Raw genomic sequence first — 22586 nt, 5'->3', positions numbered from 1 at the left:
GATCGATGCCCTCTGATGTGTTGTCGAGCGATGGCCGGCCCCGTACGTGGACGGCGCAGATCCGCTGCAAGGACGGCGATCACGCGCTGGAGCTGACGCACCGGGAAGTGGTCGCCGAGCGGCTGCTGCGGACGTCGCGCAAGCACTCGTTCGACCCGGACGCGGACGTCGACTGGGACGGGCCGCAGGACCCCGACGCGTTCTACATGCCTCCGCGGCTGGTGTCGATCTATGAGACGCCGCTGTGGGACGGGCTGACGCACCGGCAGCGGGTGGAGCTGACGAAGCGGGAGATGTGCAGCATCGCCTCGTTCGGCATCTGGTCGGAGATGCTGCTGATGCAGTCGCTGGTGATGCACGCCTACCGGCACCGCTACGACAGCGACCACGTGGCGTACGCGCTGACGGAGATCGCCGACGAGTGCCGGCACTCGAAGATGTTCGGGCGGATGGTGCGGACGTGCGGGCTGCGCACGCACCGGCCGCGGGCCCTGGAGTTCCACTTCGCGAAGCTGTTCGGGGCGGTGTACGACCCGATGCCGATGTTCGCCGGGACGCTGGTCGTGGAGGAGTTCACCGACGCGTTCCAGCGGCTGACGTTCCCCGACGAGGACGTGCAGCCGATGATCCGGCAGGTGACGCGGATCCACGTGATCGAGGAGGCGCGGCACATCAGGTACGCGCGGGAGGAGCTGAAGCGGCTGGTGGCGGAGCTGCCGGCGGTCCGGCGGCGGATGGCGGCCTACGGGCTGGCGCAGGCGACGAGGCTGATGGCCGGGCAGGTGATCCACCCGTCGTGCTACGAGGCGGTGGGCCTGGATCCGAGGCTCGCGCGGCGGGTCGCGACGCACAGCCCGCACCGGCGCGCGACGCTGACGTGGGCGTTCCGCAAGTGCACCGCGTTCTTCGACGAGGTCGGGTTCCTGGACGGCCGGGCCCGCGACGTGTGGATCAAGGCGGGTCTGCTGGAACGATAACCGGTTCTACTCCACGGCCATTTATCTCGACGTCGAACCTTGTATTAGAAAATGGTTCGTGAATTGCGGGTCATTGGCCTGGACACCGGGACCAAAAAGGGCCGCGGAGCGGGGTCCACTCCGCGGCCCGTCGACGCTACAGGTTGCTGACCTGGGATTATCACACCCAGGACACTCCTACCGATTGCACGGTCACGTCGTCGACCTCCTCCTCCCAGGCGTTGCAGCACGCCGACCATCCGGCCTCGGCGGGGAGCATGATCGGCGCACCCCTCCCCTATTACCGCATCACCCTAGAAGGTGTTGACAGAAAATATGCCATGATCGGCCGATTCAGGTCAGAAATGATTTAGCGCGGTGAGCACTTCGCGGGCGACGGCGGCGGCCTTGCCGAGGCACACCCGCTCCCGCTCGTCCCGGCCGCCCTCACCGGACGTCCCCTCGCTGTAACTGACCGTGAATACCGCGTTGCGAATCCGGGCGGTGACCTCCCCCACCACCGTCGGCTGGCCCTCATCGGCCTTGAACCAGCGATACGCCTCGTCACCGATGCCCCGGTGGCGCTCAAGCGTGTACGTCCGGAACAGGGGGGCGTCGTGCGCCTGCGCCCACTGGGCGTCGTAGTAGTTCTCGGCGTCCTTCACCGGGGTCGGGGTGTTGCCGGGCGTGTACAGGTGCGCCTCCACCCGGAGCCACCGGAACGCCGGGCCCTTCGAGGAGTAGGTGCAGGTCGTCAAGGTCGAGTTGGCGCTCTCCCGCCGCGTCGCCCCCGGGACGGTGCGGTCGACGGTGCCCTCCGACACCGTCCCGCACGGCGCAGGCAGTGCCCGGACGATCCGCTGCGCAGACGTGGCGGAGGGCGCCGGGGTCTCCGGCGTGCCGGCCGGCGTCGGCCGCGCGGCCGCCTTGTCGGCGCCCTGCCCGGGCATCACCAGGAAGACGACCGCCCCGGCCACCGCGAGGGCGGCGGCCACCGCCAGCAGCTTGAGCAGCTTCGGCCTGCGGGCCGGCGACGGCGGCTCCGGCGCGGAGTAGACCCGGTGGAACGGTTCCGACGGACGCTGAAGCCCCACTCCCCGCTCCTCACTCCCCCGTCTCGCTCTCACCGGCTCGCCTGACTCACCGGCCCGCCTCCCGTCAACGTAGCCAGGCCCGCATCCCCTGACCAGGCCCCCGGACGGTGTGGATTGTCAGACCCCGTGGTCACAATGGAGAAGTGCTGATAGCCGACATCACGCGGACGTCGCAGGCCGTGGCGGGCACCTCGGGCCGCAAGGCCAAGGTATCCGCGCTCGCGGAGTGCCTGCGCGCGGCGGAGCCGGGCGAGGCCGCGACCGTCGTCGCGTACCTGTCCGGTGAGCTGCCGCAACGCCAGATCGGGGTCGGGTACGCGTCGCTGCGGGAAATCCCGCCGCCCGCCGCGGAGCCGACCCTGACCGTCCCGGAGGTGGACGCGGCGTTCACCGAGATCGGCGCGGTCTCCGGGCCGGGCTCCGTCGCCCGGCGGCGCGACCTGCTCGCGGCCCTGTTCGCCCGCGCCACCCGCACCGAGCAGGGCTTCCTGATCAGGCTGCTGGCGGGCGAGCTGCGGCAGGGCGCGCTGGACGGCGTGATGGCCGAGGCGATCGCGGCGGCGGCCGGAGTGCCGGCCGCCGAGGTACGGAGGGCGTTCATGCTGCGCGGGACGCTGGGGCCGGTCGCCACGGCCGCCCTCGCCGGCGGCGTCGGCGCGCTGCGCGAATTCACGCTGGAGGTCGGGCGGCCGATCAAGCCGATGCTCGCGGCGTCCGCCCCGTCCACCGAGGACGCGTTCGGCAAGCTCGACGCCGAGGCCGCCGTCGAGTGGAAGCTCGACGGGATCCGCGCGCAGGTCCACGTGTCCGGCGGCGAGGTGCGGGTGTTCACCCGGACGCTGGACGAGATCACCTCCCGGCTGCCCGAGGTGGTGGCGGCCGTGCAGGAGCTGCCCGTCCGAGCGGCCGTGTTCGACGGCGAGCTGATCGCGCTCCGGCCGGACGGGCGCCCCCACCCGTTCCAGGTCACCGCCGCCCGCACCGCCACGCGGACCGCGAAGAACACCGAGCCGGTGCCGCTGTCGGTGTACCTGTTCGACGTCCTGTATCTGGACGGCGCCGACCTCCTCGACGCGCCGGGCGCCGAAAGGGACTCGGCGCTGACCCGGGTCGTCCCGGAGGAGCTGCGCATGCCGCGGATCGTCACCGGCGACCCCGCGCGGGCCAAGGAGGTCTTCGACGAGGCGGTCGCGCGCGGCCACGAGGGCGTGGTCGTCAAGTCCCTCGACTCCCCCTACACGGCCGGGCGGCGCGGCGCGGGCTGGATCAAGGTGAAGCCGCGGCACACCCTCGACCTCGTCGTCCTCGCCGTCGAATGGGGGCACGGCCGCCGCCAGGGGCTGCTGTCCAACCTGCATCTCGGCGCCCGCGACCCCGAGACCGGCGGGTTCGTCATGCTCGGCAAGACCTTCAAGGGCCTCACCGACGAGCTGCTGGCCTGGCAGACGAAGCGGCTCCGCGAACTGGCCGTGCGCGAGGACGACTGGACGGTCCACGTCCGGCCCGAGCTGGTCGTCGAAATCGCGTTCGACGGCGTCCAGCACAGCCCCCGCTACCCGGGCGGCATCGCGCTCCGCTTCGCCCGCGTCCTGCGCTACCGGCCCGACAAGTCCGCCGCCGAGGCCGACACGATCGAAACCGTCCGCGCCGTCGCCCCGGTCATGGACTAGACCCCCCGGTCACGAGCCGGTGGGTCAGCTGGGTGTGCCGGCTCGGGGGCGTCCACCGGTCGGGGGTTCCTCCTCCGGGGCTTGGCGGGAGTCACGTTCCGGGGCGGGCGGGCGGTCACGGCGCCTGGACGCGGCGCGCGTCCGCATCCGGGACGCGTTCCCGCCGCGGGTGACGGCGCCGCGCCGGGTGCGGGTCTCGGCGCGGCGTTCGGCCCAGGTCCGGGTCTTGCGCCGGAAGGGGGAGACGGCCTTGCGCTCCGCGCGGGCGGCGGCCCTGCGCTGCACACGGGCGAGCCGCCGGCGGCGGGCGCGGTCGGTGGCCTCGGTGCGGCGTTGCAGCAGCTCGGGCGGGATGAGGTCGTGCCGCCCGGCGATGAACTCCTGCACCCAGATCTTGCCGCGGATGAGCGGCCGGCGGATCGAATTCTCCCGCCGGACGGCGCGCTGGTACCTGCGCGACTCGTGGTCGTAGCGCCAGCGCGACCAGGGCGAGCCGGGACGCGCCACCCGGATCGCGCCGATGACCAGCAGGGCGGGGACGAACAGGCCGATGAGCCCGGTCCAGATCTTGCCCTTCAGCAGCGTGAGGACGGCGAGGGCGAGGTTGACGACGAGGAACGCGACGTAGACGGGCGACATGGCTCCGGCGCCGGGGTCCAGCCCGAGGCTCTCGTAGCCGAGCGGATGGACGCCGAGCAGCAGCAGCCCGGTCACGGCGATGGCGACGAAGACGGCGTCGACGGACGCGCGGCCCTTCTCCGTCCAGTAGACGTCGCTGAGGTGCAGGATCAGCGCGAACTCGTCCAGGACGAGGGCGGAGCCCATGCCGAACACGACGGCCGCCGCCAGGTCGAGGCCGACGAGCGCGTCGGGGACCGCCAGGCTCGCCACGCCGCCCGCCAGCATCAGCACGACGCCGAACACGACATGGTGGATGTGCACGTCACCGGCGGTCACGTTCCGGAACCACCGCACGTTCGAGCGGATCAGCCGGACGTTCACCCGCGTCAACACAAAAGTGATCATGAACGCGACGAAGAAACCGAACAGCGGCAGCCGCCCGGTCTCCACGATGCGCGCGTCGAACATCTCGATCATCTGCCCCCCGCAGCTTCCATCATGCCCTGTGACATGCACGGATATCGTGGGACCCGGCCGATCAGCGACGATCCGAGGAGAAAGCCGCCGTGACCCGCATCGAGGACCACTGCGACCCCGGGTACCGGGCTTGGATCGCCGAGGCCGTCCGGCTCGTCGACGCCGACGCCAACCGCAGCGCCGACACGCACCTGCACGTGTTCCCGCTGCCGCCGGAGTGGGGCATCGACCTTTACCTCAAGGACGAGTCCGTCCATCCCACCGGTTCACTGAAACACCGCCTCGCGCGGTCGCTGTTCCTGTACGGGCTGGCGAACGGCTGGATCCGCGCGGACACGACGATCATCGAGGCGTCCAGCGGGTCGACGGCGGTGTCGGAGGCGTTCTTCGCGCGGCTGCTCGGGCTGCCGTTCATCGCGGTCATGCCCGCGTCCACCAGCCCGGAGAAGATCCAGCTCATCGAGTTCCACGGCGGCCGCTGCCACCTGGTGGACGACCCGTCGACCATCTACGACGAGTCGCGGCGGCTCGCGGCCGAGTGCGGCGGGCACTTCATGGACCAGTTCACCTACGCCGAGCGCGCCACGGACTGGCGCGGCAACAACAACATCGCCGAGTCGATCTTCGAGCAGATGCGGCTGGAGCGGTTCCCCGAGCCGTCCTGGGTGGTGGTCGGCGCGGGCACCGGCGGGACGTCCGCGACGATCGGCCGGTACGCGCGCTACCGGCGGTTCCAGACGCGGCTCGCGGTCGTCGACCCGGAGGGGTCGGCGTTCTTCGGCTCGTTCGCCGACGGGGACCCGGAGCGGACGGCGGCGGGCTCACGGATCGAGGGCATCGGCCGCCCCCGCGTCGAGCCGTCCTTCCTGCCCACGGTGATCGACCGGATGATCCGGGTACCGGACGCGGCGTCCGTCGCGGCGATGCGCTGGACGAGCGAGGTCACCGGCCGGGACGTCGGCGGCTCGACCGGCACCAACATGTGGGGCGCGGCGGAACTGATCGCGCAGATGCGGGCGAGCGGGGAACGCGGCAGCGTCGTCACGCTGATCTGCGACGGCGCGGAACGCTACGCGGGCACCTACGGGTCGGACGCGTGGCTGGCGGAGCAGGGCCTGGACATAGCGCCCTACCTCGCCGCGCTGAACGGCTTCCTGAAGACAGGCGAGATGCCCGCTACCCCGTGAACCGGACGGGGTTGACGAGGTCGGCGTAGATGAGCAGCCCGCCCATGACGATCAGGACGGCCGCCATCACGTACGTCACCGGCAGCGCCTTGGCGACGTCCACGTAGCCGGGGTCGGGCCTCCGGAAGACCTTGGCGAAAGCCTTCTTGATCGCCTCCAGGAGGGCGCCGGCGATGTGCCCGCCGTCCAGCGGCAGCAGCGGGACGAGGTTGAACATCCCGACCGCGAGGTTCAGCGACCCGAGCAGCATCACGAAGTAGGAGACCTTCTCGGTGCCGGTGAGGGTCTCGGACGCGGCCACGTCCCCGCCGATCCTGCTGACGCCGACGACCCCGATCGGGCCGTTCGGGTCGCGTTCGTCCCCGCCGAACGCCGCGTGCCAGATGCCGACCATCTTCTCCGGCATCCGCACCAGCGCGCCCGCGGTGCGGGCGGTCAGGTCGCCCATCGTGCTCGCGACCGCGCCGGGGCCCTGCCGCTCGACGGCGCTGGTCGGCGTGATGCCGAGGAACCCGACCTCGACGATCTTGTCCCGGTCCTCCAGGTGGTACATCCGGTTGCGGGTGATGGGGACGTTCAGCTCCACGTCCCGCCCGTCGCGCTCGACGGTCATGGGCACGGTCTGCCCGCCCGCCCCGCGGATCAGCTCCTGCAGTTCCCGGTAGTCGTCGATCTTCTTGCCGCCGAAGACGACGATCTGGTCACCGGCCTGCAGCCCGACCTGTTTCGCCGGGGTCGGCGCGGCGTTCGCCGGGCACTCGGTGAGCTCGGACTGGCTCGCCGGAACCATGCACTCGGCGACCTCCCGGATCACCGGCTGCGGCTGGTTCGTGCCGATTCCCATCAGGAGGATCGCGAAGAACATGACCGCCAGCAGCAGGTTCATCGCGGGCCCGCCGGACATGATCAGCAGCTTCTGCCACCACTTCTTGCCGTAGAAGACGCGGTTCTCGTCCCCCGGCCTGACCTCCTCCAGCGCCACGCCGCGCGCGGACTCGATGAGGCCCTGGAACGGGCCGGTGCTGGCCTGCCGGATCTTCCCGGGGGCGTCGCCTTTGCGCGGTGGCAGCATCCCGATCATCCGGATGTAGCCGCCGAGCGGAATCCATTTGATCCCGTACTCGGTCTCGCCCCGGCGCCACGACCACATCGTCGGCCCGAACCCGACCATGAACTGGGTGGTCCGCACCTTGAACAGCTTGGCGAACGAGAAGTGCCCCAGCTCGTGCAGCGCGATGGACACCAGGAGGCCGAAGAACAGAATCAACGCTCCAGCCACGTAGGCCATGCGGCTAGCCCCTCCGGTCATGCACCCCGCTCACCGGGGGGTGGTCAACAGCAACCAACTCAGAGTACGTCACAGGCCCCGCTTTGGTTGAACCAGCGCGCAAGCCGGACCGACGCCTTTTGTGCCCCGATTTGAGGTGAGCTGCTAATCCGCGCACGCGTCATTGGCACCCGCGTCGGTATTGACGGGACGTCCCGCCTGCCACCATGACGGCCCCACCCCGGTCCACGGAGGTACTGCCTTGAAGCGCGGTCATGTAGCGGCCCTGGCGTTGGTGCTCGCCCTCGCCGGATGCGGCGGCTCCGACGACGGCGGCGGGGCCGCGGAGACGTCATCGCCCGCGCCGCCGGCCGCTTCGTCCGGTGAGGGGAACGCGGTCCTGCCCTCGCCGCCCCCGCAGTCGGAGGCGACCAAGGCGTTCAACGACTGCATGCGCAAGCAGGGCGTGGAGCTGCCGAGCCCGAACCCGGCGTCCACGCCTCCCAAGCAGGACATCGAGAAGAGAATGACGGCCCTGCGCACGTGCATGAAGGCGCTGTCCGCGTCCCCGCCCCCCGCACCACGCTGACCCTCGCGGCGTCCAGGACGATGCCATAGGATGCTGAACGCCGATGATCCCGTGCGGGAGAGTCCCTTGCAGCCGGTGAGGGACGCCGAAGGAGCAAATCCTCCCCGGAACCTCTCAGGCCCACGGACCGCACGGACCAGGCGACCTCTGGAAAGCGGGGACCCCGTCCCCCGCCGAAGGTGAAAGCCCGCCCCGGTGGCGGGTGAAGCTCTCAGGCGCCGATGACAGAGGGGGAGGCACCGAGCCGCCCGGTGCGCGAGTGGGACGATGGACCACACGCGCCCGTGACGAAGGAGCCGAACCGATGTCCGCCGACCCGACCGCGAAGAAGACGCCGCTGCACGACGTCCACCAGGACCTCGGCGCGAACCTCGTCGACTTCGCCGGCCACCTGATGCCGCTGCGCTACGCGAGCGAGACTGCCGAGCACCAGGCCGTCCGCACCGGCGCGGGGCTGTTCGATCTGTCGCACATGGGGGAGATCTTCGTCTCCGGGCCGGGCGCGGGCGCCGCGCTCGACTTCGCGCTGGTCGGCAACCTCGCGTCGATGCCGGTGGGCAAGGCCCGCTACACGATGGTCTGCGGGCAGGACGGCGGCGTCCTGGACGACGTGATCGTCTACCGGCTCGCCGACGCCACCTGGATGGTCGTCGCGAACGCCGCCAACACGGCCGTCGTCCGGGAGGCGCTGACCGAACGGGCCACGCCCTTCGAGGCCGCCGTCGAGGACCGTTCCGGCACGTACGGGCTGATAGCGCTGCAGGGCCCTCGTTCCCAGGAAATTCTCGAAGGGTTCACCGACGCGGCGGTCGCCGACCTCAAGTACTACGCGGTCCTCGCCGGGCGGGTCGCGGGCGTCGACGCCCTCATTGCCCGCACCGGGTACACGGGTGAGGACGGCTTCGAGCTGTTCGTCGACGCGTCCGACGCCGTCGCGCTGTGGAAGGCGCTCGCCGGGGTGGACGGCGTCGTCCCCGCCGGGCTGTCCGCGCGCGACACGCTTCGTCTCGAAGCGGGGATGCCGCTGTACGGCAACGAGCTGACCGCCGAGACCACGCCGTTCGAGGCGGGCCTCGGCCGGATCGTGAAGCTGGACAAGCCGGGCGACTTCGTCGGGAAGACCGCCCTGGCGGCTCAGGCGCAGACCCCGCCGGGCCGTAGGCTCGTGGGACTTGTCGCGCGCGGGCGTCGCGCGCCGCGCAAGGGGTATCAGGTCGTCACGTCCGGCGGCACGCCGTGCGGGGTCGTGACGAGCGGCGCCCCGTCGCCCACACTGGGCACGCCGATCGGCATGGCGTACCTCGACAGCGGCGTCGAGGAGACGGGCCTCGCCGTCGACGTCCGCGGCCGGCAGGAGCCGGTGGACGTGGTCGCCCTGCCGTTCTACAAGCGTTCCTGAAGAAGAACTTGTGGGGGTGTGGGGGTCACCCCCCACAGTGACAGGAGAAGTTGTGGGTGTGTGGGGGGTCACCCTCCACAGTGACAAGAAGAAATTGGTCGGTGTGGGGACCGGCCCCCACCATGACTAGAAAGAAGTGATCGTGAGCGTTCCGGAGCAGCTCCGCTACAGCGAAGAGCACGAGTGGGTGTCCGGCCTCGGTGGCGAGGACGGCATCGTCACCATCGGCATCACCGCGCACGCCGCCGACGCCCTCGGGGAGATCGTCTACCTCGAGCTGCAGCCGTCCGAGGGCGACACCGTCGAGGCGGGCGAGCCCTGCGGCGAGATCGAGTCGACCAAGTCGGTCAGCGACATCTACTCCCCCGTCAGCGGCGAGATCACCGCGATCAACAGCGCGGTGGTGGACGAGCCCAAGGTCATCAACGACGACCCGTACGGCGAGGGCTGGATCTTCAAGGTCCGCGTCTCCGAGGAGCCGGGCGACCTGCTCGACTCCGCCGCCTACGACAAGCTGATCGAGGAGAGCTGATCTTGAGCCTGAACGATTCGCTCGCCACGGCCGACCCGGAAGTCGCCGAGGCCGTCGCCGCCGAGCTCCGGCGGCAGCAGTCCACGCTCGAAATGATCGCCTCGGAGAACTTCGCGCCGGTGTCGGTCCTGGAGGCGCAGGGCTCCGTCCTCACCAACAAGTACGCCGAGGGCTACCCGGGCCGGCGCTACTACGGCGGCTGCGAGCACGTCGACGTCACCGAGCAGCTGGCCATCGACCGCGCCAAGTCGCTGTTCGGCGCCGAGCACGCGAACGTCCAGCCGCACAGCGGCGCGCAGGCCAACACGGCCGTCTACTTCGCGATGCTCCACCACGGCGACACGATCCTCGGCCTCGACCTCGCGCACGGCGGGCACCTCACCCATGGGATGCGGCTGAACTACTCCGGCAAGACGCTGAACGTGGTGCCCTACCACGTCCGCGCGGAGGACGGCCTGGTCGACATGGACGAGGTGGCGTCCCTCGCCGCCGAGCACCGTCCCAAGATGATCGTCGCGGGCTGGTCGGCGTACCCGCGGCAGCTCGACTTCCCCGCGTTCCGGGAGATCGCCGATTCGTCCGGGGCCCTGCTCATGGTCGACATGGCGCACTTCGCCGGCCTCGTCGCCGCGGGCTTGCACCCGTCGCCCGTCCCGTACGCGGACATCGTCACGACCACCACGCACAAGACGCTCGGCGGCCCCCGCGGCGGCCTGATCCTCGCCCGCGAGGAGTACGGCAAGAAGATCAACTCCGCGGTGTTCCCCGGCATGCAGGGCGGCCCGCTGGAGCACGTGATCGCCGCCAAGGCCGTCGCCCTCAAGATCGCCGCGTCGGACGAGTTCCGCGCACGCCAGTCCCTCACCGTCGAGGGGGCGAGGCTCCTCGCCGAACGCCTCCTCGCCGAGGACTCCGCCAAGGCCGGCGTGAAGGTCCTGACCGGCGGCACGGACGTCCACCTCGTCCTGGTCGACCTCGTGGACTCCGACCTCACCGGCCGCGACGCCGAGGACCGCCTGCACGACATCGGCATCACCGTCAACCGCAACGCCGTCCCGAACGATCCGCGCCCGCCGATGGTCACCTCCGGCCTGCGGATCGGCACGCCCGCGCTCGCCACCCGCGGCTTCACCACCGGCGACTTCGCCGAGGTCGCCGACATCATCGCGCTGGCCCTCCAGCCCACCTTCGACCGCGACGCCCTGTCGGCCCGCGTGAAGGCGCTCGCCGACGAGCATCCCCTGTACCCGGATTTGTGACGTCACCGCGCCCCCTTCCACACCGGAAGGGGGCGCAGGCTACAAAGGGGTAGCAATGGCCATCAGCGTTTTCGACCTGTTCAAAGTCGGGATCGGCCCGTCGTCCTCCCACACCGGAGGCCCGATGGCCGCCGCGCACCGCTTCGCCCGCGGCCTGCACCAGGACGGGCTGCTGGAGAAGACGGCATCCGTCCAGGCCATCCTCTACGGATCCCTCGGTCTCACCGGAAAGGGTCACGGCAGCGACAAGGCCGTCATCCTCGGCCTGGAAGGCGACAAACCCGAACTGGTCGACGTCGACGGCATAGACGCCCGCCTGAAGAAGATCCGCGAAAGTGGGACCGTGCACCTCTTCGACGACCACGAAATTCCCTTCGTGGTCAACGAACACCTCATCTTCGAACGCAAGGAATCCCTCCCCGGCCACCCCAACGGCATGCGCTTCACAGCCCTCGACCGCTCGGGCAACGAACTGCGCACAAAGGTCTACTACTCGGTCGGCGGCGGCTTCATCGTGGACGAGAACGCCACCGGCGCCGACCGCATCAAACCCGACGACACCGCCCTCCCCCATCCCTTCGACACGTCCGCCGAGCTCCTGGAACGCTGCCACGAGACAGGCCTGTCGATCTCCGCCCTCATGCTGGAGAACGAAAAGGCGTTCGGCCGCACCCCCGGCGAAATCCACCAAGCCCTCCTCGACCTCTGGCACGTGATGCGAGCCTGCGTCACCCGGGGCCGCACCCGCGAGGGCCTCCTCCCCGGCGGCCTCAAGGTCCGCCGCCGCGCCCCCCAGCTTTACCGCCAGCTGTCAACGGAAGAGGCGTCCGACCCCCTCCACGCAATGGACTGGGTCACCCTCTTCGCCCTGGCAGTCAACGAGGAGAACGCCGCCGGCGGCCGCATCGTCACCGCCCCCACCAACGGCGCCGCCGGCATCATCCCGGCCGTCCTGCACTACTACGACCGCTTCGTCCCGGGCTGCGACGACGACGGCATCGTCCGCTTCCTGCTGACCGCAGGCGCGATCGGCGTCCTGTTCAAGCAGAACGCCTCCATCTCCGGCGCCGAGGTCGGCTGCCAGGGCGAGGTCGGCTCCGCCTGCTCGATGGCCGCCGCCGGCCTCACCGAGGTCCTCGGCGGCACCCCGGAGCAGGTCGAGAACGCCGCCGAGATCGGCATCGAACACAACCTCGGCCTCACCTGCGACCCTGTCGGCGGCCTCGTCCAGGTCCCCTGCATCGAACGCAACGCCGTCGGCGCCATCAAGGCCATCAGCGCCGCCCGCATCTCCCTCCGCGGCGACGGCCGCCACTTCGTCTCCCTCGACAAGGCCATCAAGACGATGCGGGACACCGGCCGCGACATGCTCGACAAGTACAAGGAGACCTCCCGGGGCGGCCTAGCCGTAAACGTCATCGAATGCTGACAGCCGGGACCGGTACAACACGAGAGCCCCGCTGCGGGTTCGTCCATCCCGCTCGGACGGCCCCGGGCCGCGCCGTGAAGGGACCGCGATTCGACACGCCGCAGGCGAACAAACGCCCGGCACCAGCGGCTGCGACGCCGAACTACAACGGCACAACGAGGTACTGCGCCGGGCGGTCGGCGTCCCGCTCCACGGCCACGTCCTCGACATCCTGGGCCGGGAACGATGAATCTCCGGCGCCGCCGAGGTCGGTACCGGCGACACATCGGCTCCGCATGGAGGACGACATGGCACTGGATCTGTTCGCCGGCATCCCCGTCACCGACTACAACGCGGCGTTGCCGTGGTACGAGCGGTTCTTCGGCGGGCCGCCGTCGTTCCTGCCGAACGACATCGAGGCGGTGTGGGAGGTGGCCGAGCACCGGTACATCTACATCGTGCAGGAGCCGGAACGGGCCGGAAACGCCTTGGTGCTGTCGTTCGTCGGCGACCTCGACGACCGCGTCGCCGAGATCGCCCGGCGGGGCCTCGAACCCGCGAAGCGCGAGACCTACGACAACGGCGTGAGCAAAGTGACCTACCGGGACGCGGAAGGCAACGAGATCAGCTTCGGCGGCGGCCCGGGCTGACGACCCGGACGCCGACTCCGGTCAGCCGCACGGCGTCCTGCCGGGTCAGAGCATCCTGGCTGTTCATCGGGCTCGGCGTGCGGGTGGCGGCCGAGCGCTGAGTTCAGGAGGTGAGGGCGCCGCGGCCGGTGGGTGAGTGGGCGCCTTGGCGGGCCTCGTTGCCGCAGTGGCGGCAGATGACCACGGGGCTGACCGGGTGGCCGCAGGAGTGCTGCCAGCGGACGGGCGGGTCGTCCGCGTGGAGGTGGCGGTCGCCCCACCGCATCAGGACGAGCAGGACGTCGCACAGTTCCACGCCCGCGGGCGTCAGGTGGTACTCGTAGCGGGCCGGGTGGTCGCTGTAGCGCTCGCGGCGGATGATGCCGTTCGCCTCCAGTTTCCGGAGCCGGGACGTGAGGATGTCGCGGGACGCGCCCGTGTTGCGGAAGATCTGGTCGAAGCGCCGCACCCCGTAGCTGAGCTCGCGGATGACGAGGAGGCTCCAGCGTTCGCCGACCAGGTCCAGGGTGTCGGCGACGGAACACTCGCGCGGACGGGCGTCCTTCGGCATGCCGGGAAGCCTATCCGCCGGACCTGGCCGGCTCATCCGTCAGAGCCTCTCGATGACGGTGGCGTTGGCGAGGCCGCCGGCCTCGCACATGGTCTGCAGTCCGTACCGTCCGCCGCGGTCTTCGAGGGCGTGCAGCAGCGTCGTCATGATGCGGGTTCCGCTGGCGCCGAGGGGGTGGCCGATGGCGATCGCGCCGCCGCGGACGTTGACGCGTGCGGGGTCGGCGCCGGTCTCGCGCTGCCAGGCGAGGACGACGGGTGAGAACGCCTCGTTCACTTCGAACAGGTCGATGTCGGCCAGTGCGAGGCCGGCCCGGTCGAGGACCTTCTCGGTCGCCGGGATGATCGCCGTGAGCATCAGCAGGGGGTCGTCGCCGGTCACGGCGAAGGCGTGGAAGCGGGCGCGGGGCCGCAGGCCGAGGCGCTCGGCGACGTCGGCGCCCATGACGAGGACGGCGGCGGCGCCGTCGTTGATCGGGGACGCGTTGCCGGCGGTGATCTTCCAGCCGATCTCGGGGAACCGCTCGGCCGTGCGGTCGTCGTAGTAGGCGGGCTTGAGCCCGGCGAGAACCTCCGGGGACGTTCCGGGGCGGACGGTCTCGTCGCGCTGACCCGTCCAGGCGACCTCGCGGTCGAACTCGCCGTTCTTCCACGCCTCGGCGGCGCGCCGGTGCGACTCGTAGGCGAAGGCGTCGAGTTCCTCGCGGGGCAGGTCCCAACGGGCGGCGATGAGTTCGGCGCTGATGCCCTGGCCGACGAGGCCGTCCGGGTACCGCTCGCCGAGCATCGTCCCGTAGGGGTTGCTGCCGGGCAGCACGCTCGACCCCATCGGGACCCGCGACATCGATTCGACGCCGCACGCGATCGCGATGTCGTAGGCGCCGCTCTGCACGCCCTGCGCCGCGATGTGGAGGGCCTGCTGGGACGAGCCGCACTGCCGGTCGACGGTCATGGCGGGGACGCTTTCGGGGAACCCGGCGGCCAGGACGGCCGTGCGGGTGATGTTGAGCGCCTGGTCGCCGACCTGGGTGACGACGCCGCCGACGACGTCGTCCACCTGCGCCGGGTCGATGCCCGCACGTTCGACGAGCGACTTCAGCGTCCGTGCCAGCAGGTCGGCCGGGTAGTCGTCGTGCAGCGTCCCGTTGGGCTTGCCCTTGCCCACCGGCGTGCGCACCGCCTCCACGATCACCGCGTCCCGCATGCCCTCACCTCCGTTGTGTTTCCCAACTCACTCCCGAAGTATGCGATCAGTAAGTTGGAAAACACAACCCACTACCCCGGTGCTCTGGCTCACACCCGCGCCGAGAGGCGGGCGGCCGTCCCCGGACTCAGGGCGAAGGCCGGACGGACATAACCCGGGGGCCACGGCGTATACCGTCGTGACCCCCGGGCGGTCGGGCCGCTCAGCGGGAGGGGCCCATGCTGTGGTCCGTCTGTTCCCTCCATACGTCGAAGGACCCCGTGGTGGAGCCGCCCGAGACTTCGAGGTCGGACAAGCATTCCTCCTTCACGTCCTCGACGTTTACGTTCACTTCGGACAATAGACCCAAAAGCATTGAATAGCCCTCAATGGACCCCAAAGTGTCGTCAAGTATCAGATGACGGTTGGGGACTGCTCCCCGGGCACCAGACGCAACCGCACCACCGTGGGCACCGAGTCGCGCTCCAGAGCGGCGCGCAGGCGCGGCACGGCCTCGTCCTGGACGCGCCGGCGCAGTTCGGCGGGATCCGCGAGCTGCCCGTACGCGACGTTCAGCCACAGCTCGGGCCGCTTGGACGAGCCGATCAGCCGGGCCCGCACCTTCCGCACGCCCGGATACTCGCCGACCTCGGCCTCGAGCGCACCGGTGACGGCCTTGGCCGACAACCGCGTCGTCCCGGCCTCGGCGTCCGGCTCCAGCGCGAGGCCCGGCAGTCTGCCGGTGCGTGCCTGCGCGAGCAGCCAGGCCAGCCCCAGCAGCGCCAGGACGACCGCCGCGGCCGCGACGGCCGGCCAGAACCAGCCGTTGTCGTCGGCGAAGCTGCGCGCCTGGTCGGTGAGGACGGGGGCGGAGGCCCGCCCGTCACCGAAGACGCCCAGACCCCGCGCGAGGCCCGCGCCCCCTCCGGCGGCGAGGACGGCGCCGAGCAGGGTCAGGCCGGTGCGGTTGATGTGCGCGGGACGGCGGTCCATCACACCCCCTGATGCTTCAGGCTCACCCGGACGGACCGGCCGGGCAGCGGTTCAAGCCGGTCGAGCCGGTCGCGCACCGCCGCGGTGACGCCCTCGTCCAGCCCCGCGGGGTCGTGCACGGGCGTCTTCGCGACCACCTTCACCCGGCGGCGGCGCAGCCGGACCCGCCGCACGCCCGACACCCCCGGCGCCTCCTCGGCGGCCGCGGCGACGGCGCGCTTGAGCCCGCGCCTGCTCACCCCCATCATCAGGCTCGGGTCCCGGCCGTGCAGCGGGACCATCCGGGACTTGCCCGGCAGCAGCGCGGCCAGCAGGAAGAACAGGCCCAGCAGCGCCAGGGCACCGAAGATCGCGAGCGCGTACCAGTCGTCCCACGCCGCGTCCCCCACCCATCCGTACGGGAAGATGTGCGCCGGACGGTCGAACAACGCCGAGATGACCTCGATCGCCGTCAGCACGCCCGCCGCCGTCAGCAGCAGCGCACCGACCATGGCGGGCCGTACCCGGCGCGAGTGGAACGCGCGCTTCGCCGCACGGTCGGCCTTACGCGCCCTGCGCTTCGGCTCGCGCCGCTCTTCGACGGGCCGGGGACCGGCCTGCACGGTCACAGCACGGTCCTCTCACCCGCGTCCGGACGTCCCAGCTCGGACACGTCGATGTCCACCTGCCGGACGGTGAGGCCGGTCAGCTCCGCCACCCGGCCGCGCACACTCTCGCGCACCTGCCGCGCGACCGCGCGCACCGGCATCGGGTAGGCCACCGACATCGCCACCCTGGCCGTGACGACGTCTCCGTGCACCCGGACCTCGGTGCGGGCCGGGCGGCGCCCGGGTACCGGCACGCCGAGGACCGTCCGGCCGACCCCGCCGGACTCGTCGATCTCCGCCGCGGCCTTGGCGACGATGCGCGCCACCGCCCGCTCGCGGATCGTCGTGCTGCCCCGCTCCGCGACCGTCATCGCGACCGCCGGCCCGTGCCGATCAGCCGCCCGAGGTCGAGATCGCCCTCGATGGCGCGGCCGACCAGGAATCCGAGCGCGCCGAGGAACAGGACGATGAAGAACGGCCCGAACCCGCCGAACGCGCCGGCGAACCCCAGCGCCACCCCGAAGGCCATCCCGACCAGCGGCCACAGCGGTTTCATGTCCATCCCGATCTCCCCCTCGCCTTCGGGCCGCCGGTACGGCGGTCATCTGCCTTCACCCGACCGGCACCGCTTCGCTCAGTCGTGGCAGTCCGCCCGCAGGCGCGGGTGAACGGGGGCGACGCTCCGCGGCTCGCCGCGGGGCGGGTCCACCGGACGTCCGCGCTAGCCGTCATCGGCCAGGTCCCCGATCAGCACGTCCACCCTCCGCCGGCCGGCCAGCGGACGCACCGCCCGCCGGACGTCGTCGGCGATCTCAACACACGGCCGTCCGTACCGGACGACGACGCCGACCTCGACCTCACCGGCACGCACCGCCACCCCCGCGAGCGGCGGTCCCGCGCGGTAGGTCGCGATCCAGCCGCGCGGACCGGCCGTCAGCCCGAGAACGTCCGGGCACGTCATGGCCGCCTCGGCGACCCGGTCCGCCAGCTCGCCGGACACCCCCCGCCTCTCGGACGCCGCTCCGGCCTGCCCGCGCATGCCCTTCACCGCACCGCCCGACCCCGTGCCGGGCCCGCCGGACGCCCCCGTGCCGGAGCCGCCGGGCGATCCGGTGCCGGAGCCGCCGGGCGTTTCTTCGCCGGTGCGCCGGGATGTCTCTCCGCGCACCCGCTCGGTCGGGGTGTCCGAGGCGGTTCCTCCGGCTGCGTCCCGTTCGCGCGCCGCGGACTCTCCCGGGCGCGTGTGCGGACGGTGGTCGTCCGGGGCCGGGTCGTGGCGGCGGTGCGCGCCGGCCGCGGACCTGGGCTGCGCGAACAGGCCCACATCGTTCGTCCAGGCGATCATCGAACCCGGGGCTCCTCGGGCTGCTCGTCCGCGTCGTCACCCGACACATGGACGTCGTCCACCGTGATGTTCACCTCGACGACCTCCAGGCCGCACATGTGCTCGACCTCGTTGACGACGTTGGTGCGCACGGCGCCGGCGAGGTCCGGGATGGACAGCCCGTACTCCACGACGAGGTCGATGTCGACGGCGGCCTGACGCTCGCCGACCTGGACGGCGACGCCCTGGGTGCTGTCGGTCGTCATGCCGGGCATGCGCTCCCTGACCGACCCGAGCGTCCGCGACATCCCGGCGCCCATCGCGTGCACACCGCCGACCTGCTTGGCGGCCATCGTTGCGATCTTGGCGACCACGGCGTCGGCGATCCTGGTGCTGCCGTCGGGCGTGACGAGTTCGCTGGAGCCTCCGTCGGCGCCTCGCTTGCGCGTCATCCCGGCAGAGCCCTGACCTGCGACCCGCGCGTCATCCTGGCTCATGACGTTCCCCCATGCGTCGGCTGATGTGCGATTGATGCTCGGCACAGGTCAGACAAACCGCCATATCGAAGAAAGAGCAGGTCAACGTCGATTTACTCGACCGGCGTGGAACGGGCGCCGCCGTCGCGGGGCGTGTTGCGCACGTCGCGCGGCAGCCCCTGGCCCTTGAACATCTCGCGCATCTTGCGGGCGGCGTCGCCCGGCTTCTTCTTCGGCCCCTGGCCCTCGGTGCGGGGCGGGCGCTTCTCCCGCTCCGGCTCGGTGTCCCCGGTCGCCTTGTCGTCGGCCCTGTCTGGCATGTCGTTCACGACAACTCCCCCGAAGTCGTTTCACCCTCGCCCCATGCGTACCCCGTCTACCCGGGGTAGAAGCGCAATTCCGGGCGGCCGACCTGTCCGTAGTGGGGCCGGCGGTGCGCCAGGCCGTTGTCCGCGAGGTATTCGAGGTAGCGGCGGGCGGTGACGCGGGAGACGCCGGCGAGGTCGGCGGCCGCCGCGGCGGACAGCCCGTCGGGGGCGGCGGTCAGCACCTCGGTGACGGCCTGCAGCGTCTCACCGCTCATGCCCTTGGGCAGCGAACGGCGACCGGGGGTGCGGAGGGTGGCGAGCATGCCGTCCACGTCGGCCTGGCCGCTGACCTCGCCGGGGCCGACCGCCTGCTCCCGGAACCGCGCGTACCGGTCGAGCTTGTCGCGCAGGGACGCGAACGTGAACGGCTTGAGCAGGTACTGGACGACGCCGACCGACACCGCGGACCGGATCACGGCCAGGTCGCGGGCGGAGGTGACGGCGATGACGTCCACGTCGCTGCCGCCGGCGCGGAGCGCGCGGCACACCGTGAGGCCGTGGGTGTCGGGCAGGTAGAAGTCCAGCAGGACGACGTCGACGGCGGTGCGCTCGCAGAACCGCAGCGCGTCCGCGCCGGAGTGGACGACGCCGGAGACGGCGAAACCGGCGACGCGCTCGACATAGGAGCGGTGCGCCTCCGCGGCGACCGGATCGTCCTCGACGACCAGCACTCTGATCATGGCGGGTCCAGGGGCAGGCGGACGGTGAAGACGGCGCCGGCGTCGTGCCCCACGTGGACGTCGCCGCCGTGGCGCCGGACGGCCTGCCCGACCAGCGCGAGACCGAGGCCGTGGCCGACCGGCCCGCCGGACGTCTTGGTCGTCCAGCCGCGCCGGAACATCTCGGGCACCGCGGCCGGGTCCACCCCGGGCCCGCTGTCGGACACCTCCAGGACGAGCGCGCCGTCGTCCTTCCGGGCCCTGACGACCACGCGGGGCGGGCGGACGTCGGCGCCCGCGAGCGCGGCGTCCACCGCGTTGTCGATGAGGTTGCCGAGGATGGTGACGAGGTCGCGGGGCCCGGCCACGCCCTCGATCACGGTGTCCTCGGTGATGAGCAGGTCGACGCCGCGTTCCCCCGCCTCCGCGGACTTGCCGAGCAGCAGCGCCGCCAGCACCGGTTCCGTGACCGAGCCGACGACCCGGTCGGTGAGCCGCTGCGCGGTCTTCAGCTCGGCGGTGGCGAACTCGACGGCCTGGTCGGGGCGGCCCAGCTCCACCAGCGACACCACCGTGTGCAGGCGGTTGGCCGCCTCGTGGGCCTGCGACCGCAGCGACTCGGCGAACCCGCGCACGGTGTCGAGTTCGCCGGTCAGCCCCTGCAGCTCGGTGTGGTCGCGCAGGGTGACGACGTTGCCCATCGCGCGGTCCCGCGACCGGACGGGCGAGGTGTTCACGACGAGGACACGGGTGTCGGCGACGTGGATCTCGTCCGACCGCGGCTCCGGTGAGACGAGGGTGGCGACCAGCTCGTCCGGCAGTCCCAGGTCCGTGACGAGCCGTCCCCGCAGATCCGCCGAGGGCAGCGGCGACGCGAGCGCGACCCGCGACGACGACCGCCCGGCGGCCGGTTGTGGAGGGCCCAGGTCGAGCAGGTCTCGGGCGGCGTCGTTGCAGAGGACGACGCGTCCCGACCGGTCCAGGAGGAGGAGTCCCTCCCGGACGGCGTGCAGGATCGCCTGGTAGTACTCGAACATCTCGCGCAGCTCGGCCGGGGCGACGCCGCGGGTCTGGCGGCGCAGGCGGGCGGCGACCAGGTAGCTTCCCGCCATGCCGACGGCCAGGACGGCGGCGGCGATCCCGGCGAGGAAGAGCAGCCGCTCCCGGAGTTCGGCGGAGATGACGCGGATCGTGATGCCGACCGCGACGAGCGCGACGATCTGCCCGCCGTCGTAGACGGGCGTGACGGTGCGGACGGACGGCCCGAGCGTGCCGGTGTAGGTCTCGGTGAACGTCAGCCCGGCGAGGGCGGGCCCGGTGTTGCCGACGAAGCGCCCGCCGATCCGGGACGGGTTCGGGTGGGTGTAGCGGATCCCGGCCGGGCTCATGATCGTGATGAAGGCGACGCCGGTGTCGCGGCGGACGCGTTCGGCGTACGGCTGCAGCAGCCGGCTGGGGTCGGGGGACGCGACGGCGGTGCGGACGTTGTCCGCGTCCGCGATGCTTCGCGCGACGGCCGTCACGGTCTGCGTCGCGGCGTCGTCCGCGGACCGCCCGGCGTCGAGGTAGGCGATGGTCGCGCCGGCCGCCACGAGCAGCCCGACGATCGCGGCCTGCAGCACCAGCAGTTGCCGCGCCAGGCTCCAGCGGCCGGGAATCGTCCATCCGGGACGCCGCACACGCCCACCTTTCGTCTCGGACTCACCGTGAACGAAATGTACACAAGGGTGACCACCCGGATCAGAACGCGCATAGTGACGGGTGCACAGCATTCAGTCCCCCGCCGACCATTCGCTCCCGACCTGTGCGGCCCCTCCCCCAGCGCAGGCGCCCGCCGTGTGCATGTGCCCGCTCCGCCGGCACATGGGCGTCTGCCCAGGGCGCGGGCGCCCGTCCGGGATCCGCGCCCGCCACGGGCACGGACTCCCGGACGGGCGCCGCCCCGTGTGCCGCGAACGTGCCGCCGCCGTGTTCGTCCCGGCCGGTGCGCTTCGCCGGCCCGCGGCGTCTCGTCCTTCAGAATCCGCCGACGAGGGCGGCGCGCCGCAGCTCAAAGCGCCGGTGGACGGTCGCCGGGGCCGGCCGTCCAGCGTCAGTGTCACCCGCTCCTGACGCTGGGCGGCCCCCGGCCGGTCAGGCGGCCTCCGGTTGCGGACGGCGGCGTTTCCCGGGACGCGGGAGGTCGGGGCGGAAGCGGATCACCACCGGCAGGTCCGGCATGCCGACGGCGCGGCGGTAGCGTTCGACGGGGCCCGCGCCCAGTTCCCCGTACACCTCGCTGACCAGCGTGTCACCTGCGCAGGCGACCTTCAGCAGCAGCCGGGGCCTGTCCGCGGTGCCGGTGAGCCGGACCCGGGTGTCGTGGACGCCGGGCAGTCCGCGCGCGTCCCGGGCCAGGTCGCCGGCCGCGGCCCTGGCGCGGACGCGGGTCTGCGGGTCGACGTCCGGCCACCACTGGTGGACGGCGTACCGGGCCTGGACGACCAGCCACAGCTGGCCGGCGAGCGCCAGGATCTCCGCGACGCCGGCGGCGGTCGGCAGGAACCAGCCGTTGTCGCCGGCGAACCGGGCCAGCGCGGGGTCGAGCAGCGGCCGGTCCGCCACGGCGCCGAACGCGCCGAGACCGGCGGCGAACGCCGTGGCGCCGCACGCGAACAGCGCCGCCCCGATCACCGCGATCGCGATCTTCATCTCAGTCCCTCCGCCAGCCGAGCCGGACGTCGACCTGCGGCCGGTGCATCGGCTCGATGCGGTCCAGCCGCGCGTCGATCGCGGCGTGGACGAGTTCCGCCAGGTTCGCCGGGTTGCGGTAGTGGGTGACGGCCCGGACGATGAGACCCCTGCGGAAGAGCCCCAGGCCCCGCACGCGGGCGCTTTCGATGCCGGGCACGTCGAGCGCCGCGTCCGCGACGGTGCGGCGCAGGGCGGCGCGTCCGATGGCGCCCGCCTGGCGCGGGTCGGAGCCGGCCAGCGGGACGCCCCGCAGCCGGCCGGGCAGCGCGGCCAGCAGGAACGCGATGCCGAGGACGGTGATCGCGCCGGTCAGCGGCAGGACGTCCGGGTCATGCCAGGAGTGCCGCCGCAGCGCGTCCGCGACCGCGGCGGCGCCCGGGACCGGGTGGACGCCGGAGCCGAGCGCCGCGGCCAGCAGTTCGATGGCGGCGACCCCGCCCGCGACGGTCACCAGCAGCGCGGCGGTGAGGCCGGCGAACGCGCGGCGCGGCCGGAACTCGCGGACGGCGAGCCGCCGCGCCCGCCGTCTGCCCTGCGCCTCCTCGATCAGGTCCTTGACCAGCGTTTCCGTCATGGCCACCCCCGTGAGCCATCGGCACGTCCGA

General features: G+C 71.9%; 25 protein-coding genes and 2 riboswitches. Of the genes, 9 read left to right on the top strand and 16 right to left on the bottom strand.

Annotated elements, in window-relative coordinates:
- Positions 1-5 precede the first annotated feature (5 nt).
- The gene (locus ACTWPP_RS02735; RefSeq protein ID WP_443102431.1) at positions 6-977 is read left to right on the top strand and encodes an AurF N-oxygenase family protein; all 972 of its coding nucleotides are present in this window, start codon (positions 6-8) and stop codon (positions 975-977) included.
- Between the two features lie 338 nt (positions 978-1315).
- Here the strand turns inward: ACTWPP_RS02735 and ACTWPP_RS02730 are convergent, their stop codons facing one another.
- Positions 1316-2050, bottom strand: coding sequence for a hypothetical protein (locus tag ACTWPP_RS02730; RefSeq protein ID WP_443102430.1), 735 nt, complete (start codon positions 2048-2050; stop codon positions 1316-1318).
- Positions 2051-2193: 143 nt separating this feature from the next.
- Between ACTWPP_RS02730 and ACTWPP_RS02725 the strand changes: the two genes are divergently transcribed.
- A complete protein-coding gene (locus tag ACTWPP_RS02725; protein WP_443102429.1) occupies positions 2194-3720 on the top strand; it encodes an ATP-dependent DNA ligase in 1527 nt (508 codons plus the stop codon).
- A 24-nt stretch (positions 3721-3744) separates the two neighbouring features.
- On the opposite strand, the gene ACTWPP_RS02720 is transcribed toward ACTWPP_RS02725, so the two are convergent.
- A complete protein-coding gene (locus tag ACTWPP_RS02720) occupies positions 3745-4818 on the bottom strand; it encodes a hypothetical protein (RefSeq protein ID WP_443102428.1) in 1074 nt (357 codons plus the stop codon).
- Between the two features lie 89 nt (positions 4819-4907).
- Here ACTWPP_RS02720 and ACTWPP_RS02715 point away from each other — a divergent pair, with 89 nt between their 5' ends.
- On the top strand, positions 4908-6005 hold the full coding sequence (locus tag ACTWPP_RS02715) for a PLP-dependent cysteine synthase family protein (RefSeq protein WP_443102427.1): 1098 nt from the start codon (positions 4908-4910) through the stop codon (positions 6003-6005).
- On the opposite strand, the gene ACTWPP_RS02710 is transcribed toward ACTWPP_RS02715, so the two are convergent.
- The gene (locus tag ACTWPP_RS02710; RefSeq protein WP_443102426.1) at positions 5995-7293 is read right to left on the bottom strand and encodes a M50 family metallopeptidase; all 1299 of its coding nucleotides are present in this window, start codon (positions 7291-7293) and stop codon (positions 5995-5997) included. The genes ACTWPP_RS02715 and ACTWPP_RS02710 overlap by 11 nt on opposite strands.
- A 241-nt stretch (positions 7294-7534) precedes the next feature.
- Between ACTWPP_RS02710 and ACTWPP_RS02705 the strand changes: the two genes are divergently transcribed.
- The 6 genes from ACTWPP_RS02705 to ACTWPP_RS02680 all read left to right on the top strand — a co-directional run bounded on the left by ACTWPP_RS02705 (position 7535) and on the right by ACTWPP_RS02680 (position 13109).
- On the top strand, positions 7535-7861 hold the full coding sequence (locus ACTWPP_RS02705) for a hypothetical protein (RefSeq protein WP_443102425.1): 327 nt from the start codon (positions 7535-7537) through the stop codon (positions 7859-7861).
- A 44-nt stretch (positions 7862-7905) separates the two neighbouring features.
- A riboswitch (glycine riboswitch) is annotated at positions 7906-8001 on the top strand.
- A 4-nt stretch (positions 8002-8005) separates the two neighbouring features.
- A riboswitch (glycine riboswitch) is annotated at positions 8006-8092 on the top strand.
- Positions 8093-8165: 73 nt separating this feature from the next.
- Positions 8166-9260, top strand: coding sequence for a glycine cleavage system aminomethyltransferase GcvT (gene gcvT / locus ACTWPP_RS02700; RefSeq protein WP_443102424.1), 1095 nt, complete (start codon positions 8166-8168; stop codon positions 9258-9260).
- Between the two features lie 142 nt (positions 9261-9402).
- Complete coding sequence (gcvH, locus tag ACTWPP_RS02695) at positions 9403-9792, top strand: glycine cleavage system protein GcvH (protein ID WP_443102423.1); 390 nt, start codon at positions 9403-9405, stop codon at positions 9790-9792.
- Positions 9793-9794: 2 nt separating this feature from the next.
- Positions 9795-11051, top strand: coding sequence for a serine hydroxymethyltransferase (gene glyA / locus ACTWPP_RS02690; protein ID WP_443102422.1), 1257 nt, complete (start codon positions 9795-9797; stop codon positions 11049-11051).
- Between the two features lie 55 nt (positions 11052-11106).
- Positions 11107-12480, top strand: coding sequence for an L-serine ammonia-lyase (locus ACTWPP_RS02685; protein ID WP_443102421.1), 1374 nt, complete (start codon positions 11107-11109; stop codon positions 12478-12480).
- A 287-nt stretch (positions 12481-12767) separates the two neighbouring features.
- Positions 12768-13109, top strand: coding sequence for a VOC family protein (locus ACTWPP_RS02680; protein WP_443102420.1), 342 nt, complete (start codon positions 12768-12770; stop codon positions 13107-13109).
- 103 nt (positions 13110-13212) lie between these two features.
- Here ACTWPP_RS02680 and ACTWPP_RS02675 read toward each other — a convergent pair whose 3' ends face one another.
- The 13 genes from ACTWPP_RS02675 to ACTWPP_RS02615 form a co-directional block, all read right to left on the bottom strand.
- Positions 13213-13659 carry a winged helix-turn-helix transcriptional regulator gene (locus ACTWPP_RS02675; protein WP_443102419.1) on the bottom strand — a complete coding sequence of 149 codons (447 nt, stop codon included), beginning with the start codon at positions 13657-13659 and terminating at the stop codon, positions 13213-13215.
- A gap of 39 nt (positions 13660-13698) precedes the next feature.
- Entirely contained in the window at positions 13699-14862 is a 1164-nt protein-coding gene (locus tag ACTWPP_RS02670) for a thiolase family protein (RefSeq protein ID WP_443102418.1), read from the bottom strand.
- Between the two features lie 393 nt (positions 14863-15255).
- Positions 15256-15834 carry an alkaline shock response membrane anchor protein AmaP gene (locus ACTWPP_RS02665; RefSeq protein WP_443102417.1) on the bottom strand — a complete coding sequence of 193 codons (579 nt, stop codon included), beginning with the start codon at positions 15832-15834 and terminating at the stop codon, positions 15256-15258.
- The gene (locus ACTWPP_RS02660; protein ID WP_443102416.1) at positions 15834-16442 is read right to left on the bottom strand and encodes a DUF6286 domain-containing protein; all 609 of its coding nucleotides are present in this window, start codon (positions 16440-16442) and stop codon (positions 15834-15836) included. The genes ACTWPP_RS02665 and ACTWPP_RS02660 overlap by 1 nt, the downstream gene beginning before the upstream one ends.
- Positions 16439-16792, bottom strand: coding sequence for an Asp23/Gls24 family envelope stress response protein (locus tag ACTWPP_RS02655; RefSeq protein WP_443102415.1), 354 nt, complete (start codon positions 16790-16792; stop codon positions 16439-16441). The genes ACTWPP_RS02660 and ACTWPP_RS02655 overlap by 4 nt, the downstream gene beginning before the upstream one ends.
- The gene (locus tag ACTWPP_RS02650) at positions 16789-16983 is read right to left on the bottom strand and encodes a hypothetical protein (protein WP_443102414.1); all 195 of its coding nucleotides are present in this window, start codon (positions 16981-16983) and stop codon (positions 16789-16791) included. Before ACTWPP_RS02650 ends, ACTWPP_RS02655 begins: the two co-directional genes overlap by 4 nt.
- A 159-nt stretch (positions 16984-17142) precedes the next feature.
- Positions 17143-17766, bottom strand: a complete 624-nt coding sequence (locus ACTWPP_RS02645; protein WP_443102413.1) for a hypothetical protein — start codon at positions 17764-17766, stop codon at positions 17143-17145.
- On the bottom strand, positions 17763-18242 hold the full coding sequence (locus ACTWPP_RS02640) for an Asp23/Gls24 family envelope stress response protein (RefSeq protein ID WP_443102412.1): 480 nt from the start codon (positions 18240-18242) through the stop codon (positions 17763-17765). Before ACTWPP_RS02640 ends, ACTWPP_RS02645 begins: the two co-directional genes overlap by 4 nt.
- Before the next feature lie 92 nt (positions 18243-18334).
- A complete protein-coding gene (locus tag ACTWPP_RS02635; protein WP_443102411.1) occupies positions 18335-18550 on the bottom strand; it encodes a hypothetical protein in 216 nt (71 codons plus the stop codon).
- A 47-nt stretch (positions 18551-18597) separates the two neighbouring features.
- Positions 18598-19269 (bottom strand): response regulator, encoded by a 672-nt coding sequence (locus tag ACTWPP_RS02630; RefSeq protein WP_443102410.1) that lies wholly within the window; start codon positions 19267-19269, stop codon positions 18598-18600.
- Positions 19266-20927 (bottom strand): sensor histidine kinase, encoded by a 1662-nt coding sequence (locus ACTWPP_RS02625; protein ID WP_443102409.1) that lies wholly within the window; start codon positions 20925-20927, stop codon positions 19266-19268. Before ACTWPP_RS02625 ends, ACTWPP_RS02630 begins: the two co-directional genes overlap by 4 nt.
- A gap of 454 nt (positions 20928-21381) precedes the next feature.
- Positions 21382-21939, bottom strand: a complete 558-nt coding sequence (locus ACTWPP_RS02620; protein WP_443102408.1) for a hypothetical protein — start codon at positions 21937-21939, stop codon at positions 21382-21384.
- Between the two features lies 1 nt (position 21940).
- Positions 21941-22555, bottom strand: a complete 615-nt coding sequence (locus ACTWPP_RS02615; protein WP_443102407.1) for a DUF6286 domain-containing protein — start codon at positions 22553-22555, stop codon at positions 21941-21943.
- Positions 22556-22586 lie beyond the last annotated feature (31 nt).

Source organism: Actinomadura sp. 3N407 (genome assembly GCF_052245875.1).
In the GTDB taxonomy this organism is placed as follows: Bacteria; Actinomycetota; Actinomycetes; order Streptosporangiales; family Streptosporangiaceae; genus Spirillospora.
Note: the sequence above shows the minus strand (reverse complement) of the source record. Positions and strands in the feature narration are given on the sequence as shown.